Below are 20,664 nucleotides of genomic sequence, written 5' to 3'. Positions count from 1 at the left end.
CGGCCGAGCGGCGAAGCGGCTGCCGCCCCGCGTCCCTGACCCCCGAACTCCAATCGGGTCCCCCGGCCGGCGACACGTAAACGGCGGGACCCCCAACGGGGCCGTCACCCGTGTACATATGCCGCGAACCGGGCGCACCTGGCGGGGCGTCACCCGCGCGGGACGCATGGCGCGTTGCCACGGGCCGGCCGCCGAGCCGATGGCCGCGAGCCGCAGGCCCGGGCCGTCACCGTCAGGGCAGCGGGGGGCCGCTCACGCCGGACGGCATGTCCTGCTCCGCCCAGACCACCTTGCCCGTCTCGGTGCGGCACGAGCCCCAGCGCCGGCACAGCATGTTGATCAGTTGCAGGCCCCGGCCACCCTCGTCGCTCAGCGACGCGTGCTGGATCTGCGGGAGGTCGGGACCGGTGTCCGAGACCTCGACGAGGAGCCGGTCGTGACAGAGCAACCGCAGCCGACCCGGGCCGCCGCCATAGCGCAGCGCGTTGCCCACGAGCTCGCTGACGACCAGTTCGGTGACGTCCGCGAGGTCGTCCAAGTGCCACAGGCCGAGTTGCTCGCGCACGTGCTTGCGGGCCGCGCCGGCCGCCGACCCGTCGCCCGGCAGGTCCCACACCCGCAGCCCGCTCGCCCAGGTGGCCGGCCGGGCCGCCGCCACCAGCAGCACCGCCTCGTCGAAGCGCTCGGTGCCGGCCGGCGCGAAGTCGCTGAGCGCCGCCGCGTCGAACCGCGCGAACCGCAGCGCCGGCGCGGAGCGCAACAGCCGGCCCAACTGGACGTCGATGTCCCGCGTACGCGACTTGACCAGGCCGTCGGTGTACAGCACCAGCCGGCTGCCCGGCTCGACCGGGACCCGCAACGCGTCGTAGGGGATGACGCCCGCGCCGATCGGGGCGCCGATCGGCACTTCCACGAACGAGGCCGAGCCGTCCGGGCCGATCAGCATCGGCAGCGGGTGCCCGGCGCTGACCACCGTGAAGCTCGCGTCGGCCGGGTCGTAGACGGCGCACAGGCAGGTGGCGACCTGGTCCTCCTCCAGGTCGCGGGCGGCCAGGTCGAGGCGGGCCAGCACGCGGTCGGGGGCCATGTCCATCGCCATCAGGGTCCGCCCCACGGCGCGCAGCCGGCCCATCGTGGCAGCCGCCGACAGGCCGTGCCCCATCACGTCGCCGACCACGAGGGCCGTGCGCCCGCCCGGCAGCGAGGCGATGTCGTACCAGTCGCCGCCGACGCCGCTCGGGTCGGCCGTCGGCGCGTAGCAGTGGCTCACCGTCAGCCCCGGGGTGACCGGCGTGGCGCGCGGCAGCAGGCTGCGCTGGAGGGCGACCACGTGCTCGCGCTCACGCTCGTAGAGCCGCGCGTTGTCGACGAACAGGGCGGCCCTGGAGGCGAGTTGCGTGGCCAGTTCGAGGTCGGCCGCGGTGAAGGGGGCCCGGTCACCGGCCCGGATGAAGTCGGCCGCACCGAGCAGCACGCCCCGCGCGATGAGCGGGACCACCAGGTAGCTGTGCACGCCGGCGCGGCGCAGCAGCTCCGCGGACCGGGAGTTGGGGGCGATCCGTACGTACTCGTCGGGCTCGATGCGACTGACCAGGACCGGCTTGCCGAGCGTCAGGCAGATGGTGGCGAACTGGTCGACGTTGGAGGCGCTCAGCTCGCCCACCGGATCGGGTTCGAGCGTGGTGAGCGCGTCGATGGCCGCGACCGCCATCGCCCGGGTGGCCGGGCGTCCGGTACGGCCGGGGTGCGCGCCCTCCTCGCCGTGCAGCACCGATTCCAGCAGGTCGACGGCGGCCCCGTCGGCGAAGTGGGGGACGGTGAAGTCGGCGAGTTCCTGCGAGGTGGTGACCAGGTCGAGGGTGGACCCGATGCGCACGCTGGCCTCGTTCAGCCACCCGAGCTGGTCGCTCGCCGTGTCCTCCTCGACGCCCTGCTCCACGTCCGTCTCCTCCTTGTCCACCGCGCCGTGCGCTACCCGCCACGCGCTGTTGGGTCGCCGACTCTAGCCCCCAGCCGGCTCACCGCCCGGCACGACCTGGCATGTCGTCCGTTCCATGCCACCGTCGACGGCAAACGGCGCACCTCACCGCGGTCGGCGAGGGGAAGCGGCGCCGGCGGGCGACCGGGAGGCGCGGGGCACCGCGGTACGCACCGCACGCCAGGGGGAGGGGAACGGGCCCGGTGCGGCGCGCACCCCACACCGGCCGTGGGCCGTGTCGTGGCGATGTCCGCACCGTTTCCCGCACCTTCGTTCCACGCGCCGTGCTGGAGGGTCGGCGGCCGACCGCCCCCGGGCACCCCGTGGCGCCCAGGCCGTGCCATCGGCGGGACCCACCGCGCTCAGCCAGGTCCCCGCACGCCCTGGCGCTACCTTATGGGCGATCGGTCCGACCGGCACCCGGGCGGCACCGGATGATTCCGCCGGTCACGCCGGTGCGCCGGCCCCGCGCGACCGGCCGCGCCGGCACCGCGTACGCCCCACGCGCCCAGCCGCCCGGCCCGCGCAGCACCCGCGTGCCCCGAACCACCCGCCCCGTACGCCCCGTGGCTCACGCCTGGTGCAGGGCCCTCGGGGCCGGCACGGCGGCCGCCGCGTTCGTGGCCGAGGAGAGCGCGTCGGCCACCACCGGCGGCAGCGGTGCCAGCCCGAGCAGGCCGCTGACCACCCGGGTGGTCAGCGAGTGCCAGGCCGCGGCCCGACGCACCATGGCGTGCTCACCGTCCGGCAGCAGCAGCGTGCAGGCGTCGGCGCCCGCCCGCCGGGCGCGTTCCGTCAGCCGCCGCGAGTCGCCCGGCGCCGTGATCCGGTCCCGCTCGCCGTGCAGCAGAACCACCCGCTTGCCGGCGAGGTGCGCCACCGGCTCGGCCTCCGGGCACCACGGCGCGAGCCCCACCACGGCCTGGACCTGGGGCGCGGCGGCGGCCCGCAGCGCCGCGCGGCCACCCATGGAGTGCCCGACCAGCACCACGGGCACCGGCCCGTGCAGCGCCACCAGCTCGTCCAGGGCCCGCTGGGCGTCCTCGGCCGCGTCGTCGCGTTCGCCGTTCCAGCCACGGTGCCGGTAGCGCACGCTTCCCAACGCCACCCGGTGCTCGGCGGTCGCCCGCGCGATGGACCGGGCGAAGGGCACCATGCGCGCGCCGGGCAGGTTCAACGCGGGCGGCGGCTCAAGGCCCTCCTCGCGCCCGCCGTGCAGCAGCACGACCGCCGCTCGCGGCGGCGTGGGCGACGGGCGCAGCACCAGCGCCGCCCCGGCCTCGCGGGTGAAGAACGCGCGCGCCCTCACGCCTTCCCCCGGCCCCCGCCGAGCAGCCCCGCCACGGAGAGCGCGCCCCAGCCCACCGAGACGGCCACGGCCGCCAGCCGCCGGTCGCGCTCCGGCAGGGTCAGGCCGAGCAGCGCGGCGTCACCGAAGTCGGCGGCGATGCGTACGGCGGTGGCCGCGCGCAGGGCGGGGCCCTCCGGGGCCACCACCATGGCCAGCCCGCTGACCGCGTCCCGCCACGCCAGGGGCCGCAGCGAGGTCCGGGTGGCGGGGGCCACCGTCCCGTCGGGCCCGGCCAGGCCGGAGGGCTTGGCCAACAGATCGGGCCGCGCCGTGACCGCGAGGCCGTAGAGCGCGGTGGCCGCGCCGACCGTCCGTAGCAGACCCACCCGCATCTCGCCCATCACCCTCTCTGCGCCCCAGCCCCGCCGGCCGCCCGGCTGCGGCGCGCTATCGGCCGTCCTCCCACACCGTACGCGGCGCCGGGCTGGGCGGACGCGGGCGGCGTACGAACGCGGCGGCGAGGCCCCCGGCAACCCACTCGCCGGAGCACCGCGCCGGGGTCGAAACGGGCGGCCGTCCGCCGTGGCGGGCCCGGTCGACGGGTGGGGGAATAGGTCGGTGGGGCACCCGGTTGACGGGGATGGTTGAATATTGAACCAACGGCTTCGGGGGATGGCCCCGAGCAACGGAAGAGGTGGAGCGACATGCAGTTCGGGATCTTCACGGTCGGCGACGTCACCCCGGACCCGACGAACGGAACCACGCCGAGCGAGCACGAGCGGATTAAGGCGATGGTCGCCATCGCGCGCAAGGCCGAAGAGGTCGGCCTCGACGTCTTCGCGACCGGCGAGCACCACAACCCGCCCTTCGTCCCGTCCTCGCCCACCACCATGCTCGGCTACATCGCCGCCCGGACCGAGCGGCTCATCCTGTCCACCTCCACCACGCTGATCACCACGAACGACCCGGTGAAGATCGCCGAGGACTTCGCGATGCTCCAGCACCTGGCGGACGGCCGGGTGGACCTCATGCTCGGCCGCGGCAACACCGGACCGGTCTACCCGTGGTTCGGCCAGGACATCCGGCAGGGCATCCCGCTGGCCATCGAGAACTACGCGCTGCTGCACCAGCTCTGGCGCGAGGACGTGGTGGACTGGGAGGGCAAGTTCCGCACCCCGTTGCAGGGCTTCACCTCCACGCCGCGCCCGCTGGACGGCGTCGCGCCGTTCGTCTGGCACGGCTCGATCCGCAGCCCGGAGATCGCCGAGCAGGCCGCGTACTACGGAGACGGCTTCTTCGCCAACAACATCTTCTGGCCCAAGGAGCACTTCATCCGGCTGATCGACCTGTACCGGCGGCGCTTCGCCCACTACGGCCACGGCACCCCGGAGCAGGCCGTCGTCGGGCTCGGCGGGCAGGTGTTCATGCGCAAGAACTCGCAGGACGCCGTGCGCGAGTTCCGGCCCTACTTCGACAACGCGCCGGTGTACGGGCACGGCCCCTCGCTCGAGGAGTTCACCGAGCAGACGCCGCTGACGGTGGGCAGCCCGCAGGAGGTCATCGACAAGACGCTGACCTTCCGCGAGTCCTTCGGCGACTACCAGCGCCAGTTGTTCCTGATGGACCACGCCGGCCTGCCGCTCAAGACCGTCCTGGAACAGCTCGACCTGCTCGGCGAGGAAGTGGTCCCCGTGCTGCGCCGCGAGTTCGCCGCCGGCCGCCCCGCCGGGGTGCCGGCCGGCCCGACGCACGCGGCGCTGGTCGCCCGGGCCGCGGCCGACGCCGACGGCGCGGCCCAGACCGGCCAGCGCACCGGCACGGACACCCTGGCCTGACCGCCACCGGACGCGGCGCCCGCGGGCGGGCTCACCCACGGCCCGCCCGCGCGGCGCCGCCCCGGCGCGCGCCGGGCCCCACGCCCGTCGCCTTACCATCGCCCCGCAACACCACCCGAGGAGACCCCGCATGAAGCCCCTGCACCTGGTGGCCGTCACCGCCGGGCTGAGCCAGCCGTCCTCCACCCGGCTGCTGGCCGACCGACTGACCACGGCGGCCCAGCGACAGCTCGCGGACGCCGGCCGCCCGGTCGAGGTCCAGGTGGTCGAGCTGCGCGAGCTGGCCACCGCCATCGCCCAGCACATGGTCACCGGCTTCCCGGGCACCGCGCTGCGCGCCGCCCTCGACGCGGTGACCCGCGCCGACGCGCTGATCGCGGTCACGCCCGTGTTCACCGCCTCCTACAGCGGCCTGTTCAAGTCGTTCTTCGACGTGCTGGACAACGAGGCGCTGGTGGACAAGCCCGTGCTGATCGCGGCGACCGGCGGCACGGCCCGCCACTCCCTGGTCCTCGACCACGCGCTGCGCCCGCTCTTCGGCTACCTGCGCGCCGTCACCGTCCCCACCGGCGTCTACGCCGCCTCCGAGGACTGGGGCGCGGCCGGGGACGACCGCACCGACGGGCTGAGCGAGCGGATCGACCGCGCGGCACGCCAACTCGCCGGCCTCCTGGTCGACGCCCCGCCCGCGCCGCGCCAGGACGACGACGAGGTGGTCCCCTTCGCCCAGCAACTCGCCGCGGTGCGCGGCGCCTGACGGCGCGCACGCGCCGGGTGCCGTACGCACGGATGCCGCCGACACGCCATGCGGCGTGTCGGCGGCATCCGTTGAGCGATCGGCCGGCCGTGGTTCGCCTGCCGTGGGCCGGGGCGCTTCGCCCCCCGGATTCAGCCCTCGGTTCAGCGCAGCAGGTCGAGCAGGTCACCGAGCGTGTCCGGGGCGAGCTTCGGCATGTCGGCGACCGCGTTGAGCGTGAAGAGGTGGCCGCCCTTGCGCACCGGCGACTTGCCGAACGTCTTCTTGAGCAGCTTCTCGCCCTCGGGAGTCAGCACGGTCCGCACGTTGACCGCCTTGACCTGCTTCTGCGTGACCTTCGCGTTCTCCCGCTTGATGGTGTAGGTCAGGAACCGCACCGGCTGCGCCTTGGCCCGGTTGACCGAGGCGTGCGCCTGGGTCCGCGAGGACTTGTTCACGTAGTTGTGGATCTTGGTGAGGTCGAGACGGTCGTCCTTGTCGCGGAACGTGACGCCGCCCTGCAACTTCGCGTAGTCCCTGGTGCCCTCGACCAGCGGGAGGGACACGCACTGGCGCTGCTTGCCGGTGATCCGAGCGGCCCCCGTGGCGGCCAGCGTGACCTTCGCCTTGGCAAGCTGCTTGGCGGCGGGCTTGCTCAGGCAGAACTCGGCCTTGCCGTTCTTGATGGGCTTGGCTGCCTCACCGGCCTGGGCCGGCGTCACCGTGCACGCCAGCGCCGCTACGACGACGGCGGCCCCCGTCATTCCTCGCATCATGACTCGTCCTCGTGGATCAGGCTGACCGTGATTCGGTCGGCACGTGAGGACAACGGAGATTGCTCCCTGCGGGTGACGTACTCGGTGGCAACATCACTCGGCTTGGTGACAGCGACCCGGAACCGGCCCGTAGGGCGGCCCTTGCCCCCACCCCTCTCGTCCCAGGCCCGTGGGCCGGGCCGGGCCGGGGCGCGGCATCGCCCACCCGGCGCCCCGGCCCACCCGTCACGGTCAGCGGACGCGGCCGTACCAGACCTTGTTGGTCCAGATCTTCTCCAGCCGCACCGACTTGCCGGGCTTGGGCGCGTGCCAGATCTTGTTCTTCCCGGCGTAGATGCCCACGTGGTAGACGTTCCGCCCGGAGTGGAAGAAGACCAGGTCGCCCGCCTTGCGCGAGCTCTTGGACAGGTGGCGGGTCTTGTTGTACTGGGCCGCCGCCGTACGTGGCAGCTTCTTGCCCGCCTTCCGATACGAGTAGAGCGTGAGCCCCGAGCAGTCGAACCGGTTCGGGCCGACCGCCCCGTACTTGTAGGGTGCGCCCTTCTTGCCGGCGGCGACCTTGAGCGCCTTGCCGGAGGCCGTCGCCGCCTGGGCGTCGGTCGTCAGGGCGGGGACGAACGAGGAGCCGGCCAGCACCGTGGCGGTGAGGGCCGATGCGGTGCCGATGCGCGTGGCGAGCGAGGGTATGCGTGGCTGCGCGGACATACGAAAGCCCTTCGTCATCCGCCTGCGAAAGATGACCTGTCGGGTTCGGACTGGCGAAGTTGCCCGGCCACTCGCGTGGCTTCACCCCAAGGGCCACCGACTTCGTGGCCCGTCATGCCTGGGTCTCCCGCTCCTGCCGATTCGTGTTCCTCTCGCTGGGCCCGTGCGGCGGCAGGACTCGGCGTCCGCCCGGACCGCCCCGCCGTGGTGACGGGGGCTTGGTGGTGTCGGATAGGGATACTGCGCCATCCACAGCCCGAATTCGCAGCCGAAAGGGCCGTATGTGAAGTTCTTCACCTTCGTTGGTGACCGAGAACCGTGGCCGGTCTCATCCCCCATACGAGTCGCGCAAACCCGCTCCGAACTGCGGAAACGCATAACCGGACGCGAGCATTCCATGAGGTGACCGACCTGTGGGCCAGGCAGCCGCCCACCACCCCGGGGTGCGCGGCGTGCGCGGCGACGCGCCGTGATGGGACGTCAAGCCGCGCGCGTGGCCGGCCGTCGGCGCCCCGGCGCCGAGCGGCGTCGACGACGCGGCGAGAGCGGCCGGCGGTGGCGACGACCGTGCGCCTGCGCCACCGCCGGCCGCTCCCGGCCCGTCGCGTGGGACTAGTCGTCGAAGGGGCTGGTGCCGGTGAAGACCCGGAACTCCTCGCCGGGCACCAGGCGGCGGGAGCGCACCTGCGTGAAGCCGGCGTCCCGCATCTGCTCCGACAACTCGGCCGGGCGCGGCAGCGGGCCGGCGAAGTCGGTGTACACGCACCACAGGTTCAGCATCTCGATGCCCGGGCTGCCGCTCTGGCAACTCGTCGTCAGCAGCAACCTGCCCCCGGGCGCCAGGAACGAGCGCGCCCGCTCCAGCACCTTGGTCCGCTCGCCGTGGGGGAAGTAGTAGATGTTGTTGTGCAGCGTGACCAGGTCGAACTTCTGCTCCGTGGAGTACGTCCGCAGGTCGCCGCGGACGACCTCCACCCGGTCGGACAGGTTCCACTTGTCCAGGTTCGCCTGCGCCTGCGCCACCACCTCGTCCTGCAGGTCGATCGCCACGGCTGTCAGCCGCGGGTTGAGCGAGGCGGCGTGCCGTACGTAGGTGCCGCTGCCACAGCCCACCTCCAGGAGCCGGACCGGCGCGGTCCGGTCGACCTGCTGCTCCACCACGCCCTGCACGGCGGGTTCGAGCACGCGGGACGAGCGGGCGATGAGCGCGCCGTCCTGGTCGGCGATCGACACCCGGCGCCCCTCGCGCAGCATGCCGGGGGCGTCCAGGAGCAGCGGGGCGTGGAAGCGCATGAGCTGTTCGAGCAGCGCCACGTAGGCGTCCGCCTCCGGGCGCGCCAGCGACTTGGCCAGGCGCCCGCGCAGCCGGTAGCGCCCGTCGCGCGAGCCGAGTTCCCCGATCCGCTCCCCCATGTCGAGCCAGGCGCCGAGCAGTTGCTCCTCGCCGTGCATGCCGAGCTCGTCGGCGAGCGCGGGCGCGTCGAGCGGCTGCCGCGCGAGATGGCGCAGCACGCCGCTGCTGGCAGCCGCGGCCAGGAACGAGGCGCGGTACACGGGACCAGCCAGCTCGCGTGGCATCCGCAGGGCCAGTGAGAGGTGATTGCTGCGCACCAGCTTGGTGAACGTTCGGAATTTCACAGGGGGTTCCTCATCTGTGCTGGGTGGTGGGCGGCGTACGCGCGAGCGGCACTGGGCCGGCGCGGAACGGGCCGGGGGACACCCGCGCCCCGGTGTCCGGTGGCGCAGTGGCGGGTGGCACGCGGATCGGGCGGCTATCGCAGGTGAAGAGGACGGCGGCGGGGCGTGCGCTGGGGAACTGACTGCCCAACGCCCTACACGTCCACACGTCGCGCGCCGATCCGGCGCAGGGGACAGGTGTATCAGGGAATCCGACGATCGCACGGCCCACCGCGCGCCCGCCCTTTCGCTCCGGCGCGCCCCGGCGCACCGAACTCCGAGGTGATTGGCCTGCACAAGGCATGGGGGCGGCGTCGTGCCGCTGAACCCCTGGTCCACTCGTACGGGTGACATATAGTCCGGTCGCACCCGAGTGGGCCGACCGGGTCACGGCCCAGACGGCCCAAGGCAAAGCGCGTCATCCGCTCACGTGCCCTCCGAACGCGTGTTGGTGAGATCACCCCTCCGTTTCAGCGAGCTACAAGGTTGCCCTAAGCCCACTGCTGAACGGTGGGTAGAGCCAGTGCATTGTTAAACCAACCGGCTCGCCGCTGGGGGAGAATATGACCACCGCACCACACACGGACGCCGCCATGGGCGTGGCTCTGGAACTCGACGTGCTGAACGCTCCTGACGAGGATCTCGTCGCACTCAAGGAAAAGGTCTACCGGCACAAGATCGTGGTCCTGAAGGAACAGAACCTCTCGCCCGCCGAATTCGTCACCTTCGGGCGCCGACTGGGCGAAGTCGAAACCTACTACCAGCCCATGTACCACCACCCGGAGCACAAGGAAATCTTCGTCTCCTCGAATGTGCGGGAATCGGGCCAGCAAATCGGCGTGCCGCAGACGGGCAAGTTCTGGCACCACGACTACTCGTTCATGGCCCGGCCGTTCGGGCTGACGCTCATCTACCCCCAGGTGGTGCCCCGGGAGAACCGCGGCACCTACTTCATCGACATGGGCAAGGCGTACCAGAAGCTGCCCCGGGAGATGAAGAACGCCATCGCGGGAACGCGCAGTCGCAACAGCGTCCGGCGGTACTTCAAGATCCGCCCTGACGACGTGTACCGACCGATCACCGAGGTTCTCGCCGAGATCGAGGAGCAGACCCCGGCGGTCACCCACCCCACGGTCTTCCCGCACCCGGTCACCGGCGAGCCGCTGCTGTACATCAGCGAGGCGTTCACCTACGAACTCCTGCAGGCCGACGGCACGCCGCTGCCCGACGGCCTGCTGCGGGAACTGCTCGCCGCCGTCGGCCAGTCCGACCCGACCTTCCAGCACGAGAACATCCACCTACAGACCTTCGACAAGGGCGACCTCCTCGTCTGGGACAACCGCAGCCTCGTGCACTGCGCCCGTCACACGGTCAAGCCCGAGCCCACCGTCTCGCACCGGGTCACCGTGCACGACGCGTACGAGTTCTACGCCGGCATCGGCGCCCGGCAGACGGCCGACGGCCGCTGAGGGGACGCAGTGGATCTCATCACCCCCGCCGCGCCACGGTCCGCCGAGTACGGCAGCGACGGGCAACTCCTGGAGCGGGTCCTCACCCCGTACAAACCCCACTGCCGATACCTCAGGAGCGCCACCGTCACGCGCCAGGGCGAGCCCCGCGACGGTGGACGGGTCAGCGCGCGCGGGGAGTTCGGCATTCCCGAGTCGTGCTATATCGACGACACCGGCCATTTCAACTCGGTCGAGTTCAACCTGTGCTTCAACCAGCTCGTCTACTACCTGCTGGCGAAGTCCGTGAAAGAGCGCGCCATGTGGCCGTTCAGCACCTGGACGCTCGACGAGTTCTGGGCCAGGCAGCTTCCCGACATCCTCATCGTCGACTTCCGTAGCACCTTTCGGCGCGCCATGCGAGGGCGCGCTTTCTGGGGCGAGATCGATGTCGTCGGAATGGACGAACGTGACGGTGAAGACGGCTCGATCGCCCTCGTCAGCACGCTGTGCCGCTACGGCGAAGAAGAGATGCCCGCCTGTCACGGCGGCGTGCGGCTCGCCGTGCGGATGACGCGAACTCGGGCCGCGTGAATGCCCGGCACGGACTGTGTGAACCTCAGAGCAGGAGCCATGTCACCTCACGACACCGAAACGCGGGACCGCACCACGAATTCCGGCCCCGCGGCGCCCGGCACCGCACCCGAACCCATCGCCATCGTCGGCATCGGACTCCGCATCCCCGGCGGCAGCAACGCGCCGGACGAATTCGCCGAATTCCTGCGCACCGGCCAGTCCGGACTGCGCGAACTGCCCACCGACCGGTGGGACCCGGAGGGCCTCACCTCCGACGACCCGGAGGCCAAGGGCGTCATCCGCTGCGAGCGCGGCGGATTCCTGGACCGCATCGACCAGTTCGACGCGAAGTTCTACAACGTCTCGCCCAAGGAAGCCGACTACATCGACCCCCAGCAGCGGCTCACCCTGGAGACCGCCTGGGAGGCGCTGGAGGACGCCGGCATCGACCCCAGCCCGCTGCGCCACGGCCGGGGTGGGGTGTACGTCGCCGTCAGCAACACGGACTACGCGGGCGAGATGGGCGCGTACGCGCACGAGGAACTCAACAGCTACATGCCCACCGGCGCGGCGCTCAGCGCCGTCTCCGGCCGGCTGTCGTACTTCCTCGGCTGGCGCGGGCCCTGCATGACCATCGACACCGCCTGCTCGGCCTCGCTGGTCGCGGTGCACCTCGCGGCCCAGGGGCTGCGCGAGGACGAGGCCGACGTGGCGCTGTGCGTCGGCGTCAACGCCATTGTGAACCCGCGCCCCTACATCCTGGCCAGCCAGTCGAACATGCTCGCCCCCGACGGCCGCTGCAAGACCTTCGACGAGTCGGCCAACGGCTACTGCCGCAGCGAGGGCGGCGGCGCGCTCGTCCTCAAACGGCTCTCCGACGCGCAGCGCGCCGGCGACCGGATCTACGCCCTGGTCCGAGGCTCCGCCGTCGGCTCCGACGGCGAGAGCAGCTCCCTGATGGTGCCCAACGGCACCGCGCAGGAGGGGCTGATGCGCAGGGCCCTGAAGGCGGCCGGGGTGCGCCCGCACGACATCTCGTACATCGAGGCCCACGGCACCGGCACCCCGCTCGGCGACCCGATCGAGATCGGCGCGATCACCTCGGTCTTCAGCGAGTCGCACAGCCCCAGCAACCCGGTCGCCATCGGTTCGCTGAAGACCAACATCGGGCACATGGAATCGGCGGCGGGCATCGGGGGACTCGTCAAGACCGCGCTCCAGATGCGCGAATCCACCATCTTCCCGCACCTCAACTTCACCACGCCCTCCACCCGTATCCCCTGGGAGCGCGCGCCCGTCTCCGTCGCCACCAAGGCCCACCCGTGGACGGCCGAGACCAAGCGGGCCCTGGTCAACTCCTTCGGACTCACCGGCACCATCGCCTCCGTCGTCCTCGAAGAGGCCCCCGAGCCGGTGGAGCCCGAGGTCGCCGAGGACGACGGCGGCGGCCACATCCTGACCCTGTCCGCCAAGTCCGCGCCCGCGCTGACCGGCCAGATCCAGCGCTACCAGCGGATGCTGCGCAACCAGCCCGAGACCGACATCGGCGACCTGTGCTATACCAGCAACGTCGCCCGCGCGCACTTCCCGCTGCGGGTGGCCGGCGTCGTACGCGACCACGACGACGTCGCCCGGCTGCTCGACCGCGCCCTGGCCAAGGCCGGCCAGAGCGGCCCCGCGGCCGGCGCGGCCCAGGTGGCGTTCCTCTTCTCCGGAGGCGGCACGCAGTACGTGGGCATGGGACGGCCGCTCTACGAACGCTTCGCCGTCTTCCGCGACCACCTGGACGCGTGCGACCGACTGTTCGCCCCGCACCTGGGCCGCTCGATCCGCGCCATGATCCTCGGTGAGACCGAGGACGCGGAGCTGATCCACCAGATCAGCTACATGCAGCCGGCCCTGTTCGCGCTGGAGTACGCGGTGGCCAACCTGTGGCTGTCGTGGGGGGTTCGGCCCGCCGTACTCGCCGGACACAGCATCGGCGAGATCGTCGCGGCCACCGTCGCCGGCCTGTTCACCCTGGAGGACGCCGTCACCCTGATGGCCGCCAGGGCCCGCCTGATGGACGCCTCGCCGCCGGGCGCCATGGCCGCCGTCGAGGCATCCGTCGCCGAGGTCTCCGGCCTCCTCGAAGGCCAGCCCGAGTTGTCGATCGCCGCCGTCAACGGAACCCGCCAACTCGTCCTGTCCGGCGACACGGAGTCGCTGGCCTTCGTGGAGCGTCAGCTCACCGAGCGGGGCATCAAGAACCGCCGACTCGCCGTCTCCTGCGCCTCGCACTCGCCCCTGATGGCCGACGCAGCCCGCGAACTGCGCGAGGTCGTGTCCCAACTGGACTTTCACGAGCCCGAGTTCACGCTGATCTCCAACCTGACCGGCACGGTGGCCAACCCCGCGGAGATCTCCACGCCCGACTACTGGGCCCGCCACCTGCGCGAGGGCGTCAGGTTCGCCGACGGCATGCGGGCCATCGCCGAACGCGGCCGGCACGTCTTCCTCGAATGCGGCCCGGCCACCGAGCTGATCGGCATGGGCAAGCAGTGCCTCGACGACGCGGCCGGCCACACCTGGCTCAACAGCCTGCACGCCGAGGACGCCGACGCCACCGTCACCCGCCAGGCGCTCGCCCAGCTCTACACCGCCGGCGCGCCCGTGGCCTGGGCCGAACACCACCGAGGGCGCGAGCGCCGCCGGATCACCCTGCCCACCTACGCCTTCGACCGGCGCCGCCACTGGCTGCCCGCCCCCGCCGCGCTGCCCCAGGCGGGCGGCGGCCCGGGCGGTCACCCGCTGCTCGGCAGGGAGAGCTCCACAGCCGAGCAACGCGCCGCGGGCGTACGCGAGTTCACCTCGCGCGTCAGCGGCGACCGGCCCGCCTACCTCGCCGACCACAAGGTGATGGGGAAGATCGTCTTCCCCGGTGCCGGCTACGTCGAGATGCTGATCGTCCTCCAGGACGCCGTGCTCGGCGAGAGCGACCTGCCCATCACCGGCGTCAGCCTGCACGAGGCGCTGCTCATCGCGGACGAGGGCAGCGTCGAGCTGCGGACCCGGTGGACCCCGCGCCCCGACGGCACGGCCGACGTCGAGATCGTCAGCCTGCTGCCCGGCGAGGAGCCGAACACCGAGGCCATCGAGCGCCGCCACGTCACCGCCGTCCTCGGCGCCGAGCCCACCCCCACCCTCGCCGGCACCGAACAGCACCTGCGCGAGCTGGCCCGGCAGGACGGCGAGCCCCACACGCGGCTCACCGCCGACGAGCTGTACGCCGACTTCGCCGAGATCGGCGTCGACTACGGGCCCCTGTTCCAGGGCCTCACCCAGGCCACCGCCCACGGCCCCGACCTGGCCATCGGCGAACTGCGCGGACAGGACGAGGCCGGCCCCGAGTACCTGCCGCCCGCCATCCTCGACTGCGCCTTCCAGACGCTGGCCGCCCTGCGCGGTGACAGCGACGTGGTCGCCATGCCGGTCGGGATCAGGAGCTGCCGACTGCTGAAGAAGCCACGCGGGACCACGCTGCGCAGCGTGCTGCGCCTGGTGACACCGGACCCCGAAGCGACAGCGGCGACGGCCGCCGCGGCGGACGGGGACGCGGCGCCCGAGCAGCCGCCCGGGCCCGTGCTCGACCTGCTCGTCCTGGAGGGCGACCGCCCCGTCTTCGTCATGGAGCGGCTGACCCTGCGCCAGGTCGCGGGCGCCACGGCGGACCGCGACCGCATGTACTCCGAGGTGCGCTGGGTCAAGCGCTCGCTGCGCGCGGCGGATCCCGAGCCCCGGCACGCCCTGCTCATCGGCCCGGGCCCGGACGGCGTCGCCGAGCTGGCCGAGCCCGCCAAGGAGAAGGGCGTCACCCTCACGGTCGTGCCCAGCGCCGCCGAGGCCGGGGCGCCCCTGCGCGCGGGACACCCCACCGACGTGTGCTGGTTCTGGCAGCCGCGCAGGGAACCGGACGAGTCGCTGCGCTCCGAGTGCGAGCGCAACTACCGCGACCTGCTCGCCCTGCGGGACGCCCTGGAAGAGGTCGGGTTCGGCCGCGACCAGCGGCTGTGGCTGGTCACCGAGGGCGGCCAGTGGGTGCCGGGGGACCGGCCGGAGCCGGGGCAGGAGCAGGAGACCTGGGCGTCGGCCACGCTCTGGGGCTTCGGCCACGTCATGTGGACCGAGTACCCCGCCCAGCGCGTCACCCTCATCGACCTGCCACCGCGCTCCGCCGGGGGCTACGCGGCGCTGCTGGACGAGTGGGCCGCCAAGGACTCCACCGAGTACCAGGTGGCCTACCGCTCCGGGCTGCGCCACGTGCGCCGCGTCTACACCGGCGTCGGCGGCCCGGCCAGCGACGACGTCGAGCTGGTCGTCAAGGAGTACGGCCAGTTCTCCGGCGTCGTCACCGCCCCGCTCCAGGAGGAGCCGCAGCCGCGGGGCAGCGAGATCAGGGTCCGGGTGCGCGCGGCCGGACTCTCGCTGAAGGACGTGTTCAACGTGCTCGGGCTGCACCGGGTCTTCGCCGAGGAGGCCGGCACCGGGCCGCTGGAGCTGCCGCTCGGCCAGGAGTGCGCCGGCGAGGTCGTCGCGGCCGGGCCCGAGGCCACCTTCGAGGTCGGCGACGAGGTCATGGTGGCCCACCTCGGCAGCCTGCGGCGCCAGGTGACCGTCGAGTCGGCACAGGCCACCCGCAAGCCCGCCGGCCTCACCCACGCCCAGGCGGCCGCGCTGCCCACCGCCTTCCTCGTCGCCCACCACGTGCTGCACCGCCTGGCCGGCGTCAGGAAGGGCGACCGCGTCCTCATCCACGCCGCGGCCGGCGGCGTCGGACAGGCCGCGGTGCGGCTCGCGCGACTCGCCGGGGCCGAGGTCTACGCCACCGCGAGCCCGCACAAGTGGCCGCTCCTGCGCGAGCAGGGCGTACGGCACGTGATGAACTCGCGCAGCCACGACTTCGCCGACCAGGTCCTCAGCGCCACCGGCGGCGAGGGCGTACACCTGCTGATCAACAACCTGGACAAGGACTTCGCCCAGGCGGGCCTGCGGGCCCTGGCGCCCGGCGGCCACTTCGTGGAGCTGGGCAAGGTCGGTCTGCTCAGCGCGGACGAGGTCGCCCGGGCCAGGCCCGACGTGACGTACACCGACTACACCGACGTCTCGGCCGAGCGCACCGCCCACCTGGCCAGCCAGGCGCTGGGCACCCTGGCCGAACTCGTGGCCAGCGGGGAGTTCGCGCCGCTGCCCACCACCGTCTACACCCTCGACGAGATCGACGAGGCGCTGGGCGCCGTCAGTCGCGGCGCCCTCACCGGCAAGGCCGTCCTCGCCTTCGAGGACGAGCAACTGCCCGAAGCCCCACCGGCCGAGGTCGGCCCCGAGCACACCTACCTGATCACCGGGGGCTTCGGCTCCCTGGGGCTGCTCGCGGCGGAGAAGCTCGTCGGCCTCGGCGCGCGCCACATCGCCCTGATGGGACGCCGCACGCCCGCCGAGGCCGAACTCGCCCAGTTCCAGCGGCGGCTCGGCCCCGACGTCGAGGTCATCGCCTACGCCGCCGACGTGAGCGTCGCCGACGACGTACGACGGGTCAGCGCGGCCCTGCGCGAGAGGCCCCAGCCGCTCGGCGGCATCGTGCACGCCGCCGGGGTGCTGGCCGACGCGCCGGTGACCGCGCAGACCTGGGAGAGCATCGACACGGTCTTCGGCGCCAAGGTCTACGGCACCCACCTGCTGCACCAGGAGGCGGCCTCACACCCCGAGCTGCGGTTCTTCATCGGCTACTCGTCGCTGACCTCCGTGCTCGGCTCGCGCGGGCAGGCCAACTACGCGGCGGGCAACGCCTACCTGGACACGCTGATGTGGCGGCGCCGCGCGGCGGGCCAGGTGGGCATGAGCGTCAACTGGGGCGCCTGGGGCGAGATCGGGCTCGCCGCCACCATGGACGAACAGCACATCGCCAACGTCGAACACCAGGGCTTCGGCTTCTTCAAGCCCACCGTCGGCATGCGCTCGCTGATCCGGCTGCTCGACCGGCCGCCGGCCCAGGTGACCATCGCCGAGGTCGACTGGGACCAGTGCGTGGCCACCAGGCCACTGCCCAACGCCCTCTACCACCAGGTCGGCCGCGCCAAGCAGAACGCGGTCAGCGTCGACCTCGACGCGCTGCTCCAACTCTCCAGGTCGGAGCGGCGCCAGGGGGTGTCTCTCGTGGTGCGCGGCGTCATCGCCGACCTGCTGCACTTCGACGGCGCCGACGACGTGCCACCCGACGCCCGGTTCTTCGAGGTCGGCCTCGACTCGCTGGCGGCCGTGGAGCTCAAGAACGCGCTGGAGCTGTGCTTCCGGCTGCCCCTCTCCGCCTCCAGCGTCTTCGACCACCCCTCGGTGTCGCTGCTCGGCGAGTTCATCGACGGCCAGCTCACCGCGGCCACGGAAGGAGAACGGTGATGAGCGCAGCCGCCACCGCCGAGCGCCCACGGACCATCGCCGCGGCCTCGGCCCGACACGCCGAGACCAGGCCCGACCACCCCGCCATCGCCTGCGAGGGACGCACGGTCACCTACCGGGAGCTGCACCTGCGCAGCAACCGCACCGCACACGCGCTGCTCACGGCCGGCGCCGTCCAGGGCACCCGGATCGGCTACCTCGGCCACGACGGCGAGCACCTGTACGACCTGCTGCTGGCCTGCGCGAAGACCGGCGTCGTCCTCGTACCCGCCGATCCGCGGCTGACCGCGGGCGAGATCGAGCACGTGCTGCGGGACTCCCAGGCCGAGCTGCTGTTCACCGAGGAGCGGCACCTGCCGGCCATCGACAGCATCCGCTCCGGCCTCGACCGGCTGCGCCTGGTGGTCCCGCTGGAGGAGGGCGAGGCGGGCGACGGGTTCCTGGCCTGGACGGCCGCGCACCTCGACACCCAACCGGACACCTCGGCCGGCCCGCGACACCCGCTGGCCCAGATGTACACCAGCGGCACCACGGGCGCGCCCAAGGGCGTCGTGCTCAGCCAGGCCAGCTTCTGGGCGATCAGCGACCTGCTGGCCCGCCACGAACTCGACTGGCTCGACTGGCGCGAGGACGACCGCAGCCTGAGCCTGCTGCCGGGCCACCACATCGGCGGGCCCTGGTGGTTCCTGCACGGCTACCGAGCCGGCTGCACCAACGTGCTCGTGCCCGGCTTCGACGCCAAGCGGACCATGGAGCTGATCCGCGACGGCGGGCTCACCACCGCGCTGATGGTGCCCTCGATGCTGCAGATCCTGCTCGCCGAGCCGGACGTGGAGCCGGCCGACTTCGCCGGGCTGCGCAAGGTCGTCTACGGCGGCTCGCCCATCCCCGAGTCGGTGCTCGCGCGCTGCATCGAGGTCATGGGCTGCGAGTTCGCGCAGATCTACGGGCTCACCGAGACCTGCGCCTCGGCCGTGTGCCTGCCGCCGGCCGACCACTACCCGGGCAGCCCGCGGCTCGGCGCCGCGGGCCGCCCCTACCCGGGCGTCGCGGTGCAGGCCGTGGGCCCGGACGGGGCCGTCCTCGGGCCCGGCGAGATCGGCGAGCTGCGCATCGACACCCCGGCCGTGATGGAGGGCTACTGGCAGCGCCCCGAGGAGAGCCGGCACACCCTGCACGACGGGTGGCTCTACACCGGCGACGCGGGCTACGTCGACGCGGACGGCTACGTGTACGTCTGCGACCGGATCAAGGACGTGATCCTGGTCGCCGGCGAGAACGTGTACCCGGCCGAGGTCGAGAACGCCCTGAGCAAACACCCCGGGGTCGCCGATGTCGCCGTGACCAGCGTGCCGCACCAGGTGCGGGGCGAGGCGGTGCACGCCTGCGTGGTGCCGCGCCAGGGGGAGCGGCCCAGCCCCCGGGAACTGCTGCTGTTCCTCAAGGGGCGGCTGGCCGACTACAAGACGCCCACCAGTTACGAGTTCGTCGACGAGTTGCCCCGCAACGCCGGTGGCAAGGTCCTGCGGCGCGCGCTGCGCGCGAGGGCCTAGGGAGAGACCCATGGAGCAACGTACCGACGTCGTCGACCCGCAGGACCTGATGGACCTGCCGCTACCCCGGCCCAGCGAGTGCCCCTTCGGGCCCTCGCCCGACTTCGCCCGGCTGCGCGTGGAGTCGCCCGTCGTCCAGGTCAGGTGCCCCACCGGCATGCGCGCCTGGCTGGTCAGCCGCTACGCGGACGTGCGCGAGGTGCTCGGGGACGCGGAGCGGTTCAGCAGCCGCACCGGGCAGGTGCCGCACATGATGGGACACGCCGACCCGGCTCGCCCCGTGCGCCCGGGCGAGTTCACCCGCATGGACGGGGCCGAGTACCAGCGCTTCCGCCGCCACATCGGCCCCGAGGTCGGCACCCCCAAGCGGCTGGCGGAGCTGCGCCCGCGGGTGGAGGCCATCGTCGACGAGCGGATCGACGCGTTGGCCGCGGGGGGCCCGAAGGCCGACTTCTACGGCGACTTCACGGTCCCGGTCACGACCGCGGCGATCAGCGGCGTGGTCGGCGTGCCGTACGCCGATCGACACCTGTTCCACCACGCGGCAGCCGCGGTCTTCAGCGACGTCACGTCGGAGCCGGAGATGGCCGCGGCGATGCGACCACTGCACGCCTACCTCTACCAACTGGTGCGCTCGCGCCGCGAGGACCCGCAGGACGACGGGGTCAGCCGGATCATCGCCCGCAGCGAACAGGCCAACGAACCCTTCACCGAGGCGGAGTTGGTGTCGATGTGCGCGGTGATGCTGGTGGCGGGGTTCGACACCACCGCGACCGCCCTGGCCCACGGCATGTTCGCGCTCCTCGCCTACCGCGAGCAGTACGCCCGGTTGCGGGCCGACCCGTCGCTCATCCCCAGCGCGGTGGAGGAGATCGTCCGCTGCTTCGGGGGCGCGGCCGGCATCGCGCGCCAGGTCACGCGGGACACCGAGATCGGGGGCACGCCGGTGCGCGCGGGCGACTACGTGGTGGTGGCCATCCAGGCCGCCGACCGGGACCCCGCGGAGTTCGATGACCCCGACACGATCGACGTGGGGCGCCGCATGAGCGGCCACCTCGGCTTCGGCTACGGCACGCACCAGTGCTTCGGGCAGCAGACCGCCCGCCTGGAGTTGTCGGTGGTGCTGGAGAAGCTCACCCGCCGCATCCCGTCCCTGCGGCTGGCCAGCGCCGTGGAAGAGGTGCCGTTCAAGGAGAACACGCCGGTGATCGGCCCCGCGGCCGTCCCGGTGACCTGGGACGAGATCCTGCCGCGGGAGAGGGGACAGCGCTGATGAAGGTCCGAGTCGACGAGGACGCGTGCGTGGCGTCGGGCATGTGCGCCTACCTGGCGCCCGCCGTGTTCGACCAGCGGGAGGACGACGGCGTCGTCGTCGTGTTGCACGAGGTGCCGGACGAGGGGCAGTACGAGGCGGTGCAGGACGCCGTCCGTAACTGCCCGGCACGGGTGATCTCGGTCGAGGACGCGGACGACCCGACGGAGGGATGACGACCGTGGGCGGCTGGCTCGTGCACCCGCGCGGGCCGGCCACCCGCACGCCGACCGCGTGGCTGGCCGGGCGGGCCAGGCCGCCGCTCGGCGACGTGCTCGGCGACGGCGGGAGGTACCGGGTCGGGCCGCACGGGCCGGCCCGGGCAGCCGGCCCCTGGTCGGAAAC

The 20,664-nt window shown here is 72.7% G+C and carries 14 protein-coding genes and 1 riboswitch; of the genes, 8 read left to right on the top strand and 6 right to left on the bottom strand.

Features of this window, described 5'->3' with window-relative positions:
- Positions 1-232 precede the first annotated feature (232 nt).
- The 3 genes from H7H31_RS00925 to H7H31_RS00915 all read right to left on the bottom strand — a co-directional run bounded on the left by H7H31_RS00925 (position 233) and on the right by H7H31_RS00915 (position 3,661).
- Positions 233-1,960 carry an ATP-binding SpoIIE family protein phosphatase gene (locus H7H31_RS00925; protein WP_187065143.1) on the bottom strand — a complete coding sequence of 576 codons (1,728 nt, stop codon included), beginning with the start codon at positions 1,958-1,960 and terminating at the stop codon, positions 233-235.
- A 589-nt stretch (positions 1,961-2,549) separates the two neighbouring features.
- Positions 2,550-3,287 (bottom strand): alpha/beta hydrolase family protein, encoded by a 738-nt coding sequence (locus tag H7H31_RS00920; protein ID WP_187065142.1) that lies wholly within the window; start codon positions 3,285-3,287, stop codon positions 2,550-2,552.
- Entirely contained in the window at positions 3,284-3,661 is a 378-nt protein-coding gene (locus H7H31_RS00915) for a hypothetical protein (protein ID WP_187065141.1), read from the bottom strand. Before H7H31_RS00915 ends, H7H31_RS00920 begins: the two co-directional genes overlap by 4 nt.
- A gap of 312 nt (positions 3,662-3,973) precedes the next feature.
- Between H7H31_RS00915 and H7H31_RS00910 the strand changes: the two genes are divergently transcribed.
- Positions 3,974-5,104, top strand: coding sequence for an LLM class flavin-dependent oxidoreductase (locus H7H31_RS00910; protein ID WP_187065140.1), 1,131 nt, complete (start codon positions 3,974-3,976; stop codon positions 5,102-5,104).
- Between the two features lie 130 nt (positions 5,105-5,234).
- Positions 5,235-5,861 (top strand): FMN reductase, encoded by a 627-nt coding sequence (locus H7H31_RS00905; protein WP_187065139.1) that lies wholly within the window; start codon positions 5,235-5,237, stop codon positions 5,859-5,861.
- Between the two features lie 143 nt (positions 5,862-6,004).
- On the opposite strand, the gene H7H31_RS00900 is transcribed toward H7H31_RS00905, so the two are convergent.
- The 3 genes from H7H31_RS00900 to H7H31_RS00890 all read right to left on the bottom strand — a co-directional run bounded on the left by H7H31_RS00900 (position 6,005) and on the right by H7H31_RS00890 (position 8,959).
- A complete protein-coding gene (locus H7H31_RS00900; protein ID WP_187065138.1) occupies positions 6,005-6,604 on the bottom strand; it encodes a hypothetical protein in 600 nt (199 codons plus the stop codon).
- 243 nt (positions 6,605-6,847) lie between these two features.
- Positions 6,848-7,321 (bottom strand): C40 family peptidase, encoded by a 474-nt coding sequence (locus H7H31_RS00895; protein WP_187065137.1) that lies wholly within the window; start codon positions 7,319-7,321, stop codon positions 6,848-6,850.
- 4 nt (positions 7,322-7,325) lie between these two features.
- Positions 7,326-7,477, bottom strand: a riboswitch (cyclic di-AMP (ydaO/yuaA leader).
- Positions 7,478-7,933: 456 nt separating this feature from the next.
- A complete protein-coding gene (locus H7H31_RS00890) occupies positions 7,934-8,959 on the bottom strand; it encodes an SAM-dependent methyltransferase (protein ID WP_187065136.1) in 1,026 nt (341 codons plus the stop codon).
- Positions 8,960-9,561: 602 nt separating this feature from the next.
- Here H7H31_RS00890 and scoE point away from each other — a divergent pair.
- From scoE to H7H31_RS00860, 6 genes are read left to right on the top strand one after another with little or no spacing between them, the layout of a single operon-like run.
- Positions 9,562-10,467 carry a (3R)-3-[(carboxymethyl)amino]fatty acid oxygenase/decarboxylase gene (gene scoE, locus H7H31_RS00885; RefSeq protein WP_372455035.1) on the top strand — a complete coding sequence of 302 codons (906 nt, stop codon included), beginning with the start codon at positions 9,562-9,564 and terminating at the stop codon, positions 10,465-10,467.
- Positions 10,468-10,476: 9 nt separating this feature from the next.
- Positions 10,477-11,040: an FcoT family thioesterase gene (locus H7H31_RS00880; protein ID WP_232109622.1), complete on the top strand. Its 564-nt coding sequence runs from the start codon at positions 10,477-10,479 to the stop codon at positions 11,038-11,040.
- Positions 11,041-11,079: 39 nt separating this feature from the next.
- Entirely contained in the window at positions 11,080-17,454 is a 6,375-nt protein-coding gene (locus H7H31_RS00875) for a type I polyketide synthase (RefSeq protein WP_187065135.1), read from the top strand.
- Positions 17,454-19,007: a long-chain-fatty-acid--CoA ligase gene (locus H7H31_RS00870; RefSeq protein ID WP_222625616.1), complete on the top strand. Its 1,554-nt coding sequence runs from the start codon at positions 17,454-17,456 to the stop codon at positions 19,005-19,007. Before H7H31_RS00875 ends, H7H31_RS00870 begins: the two co-directional genes overlap by 1 nt.
- 10 nt (positions 19,008-19,017) lie before the next feature.
- A complete protein-coding gene (locus H7H31_RS00865) occupies positions 19,018-20,280 on the top strand; it encodes a cytochrome P450 (RefSeq protein WP_187065133.1) in 1,263 nt (420 codons plus the stop codon).
- Positions 20,280-20,495, top strand: coding sequence for a ferredoxin (locus H7H31_RS00860; RefSeq protein WP_176165621.1), 216 nt, complete (start codon positions 20,280-20,282; stop codon positions 20,493-20,495). Before H7H31_RS00865 ends, H7H31_RS00860 begins: the two co-directional genes overlap by 1 nt.
- Positions 20,496-20,664: the final 169 nt, after the last annotated feature.

This window comes from Streptomyces buecherae (genome assembly GCF_014295035.1).
In the GTDB taxonomy this organism is placed as follows: Bacteria; Actinomycetota; Actinomycetes; order Streptomycetales; family Streptomycetaceae; genus Streptomyces; species Streptomyces youssoufiensis.
This window is presented reverse-complemented; position numbering and strand designations above follow the sequence as displayed.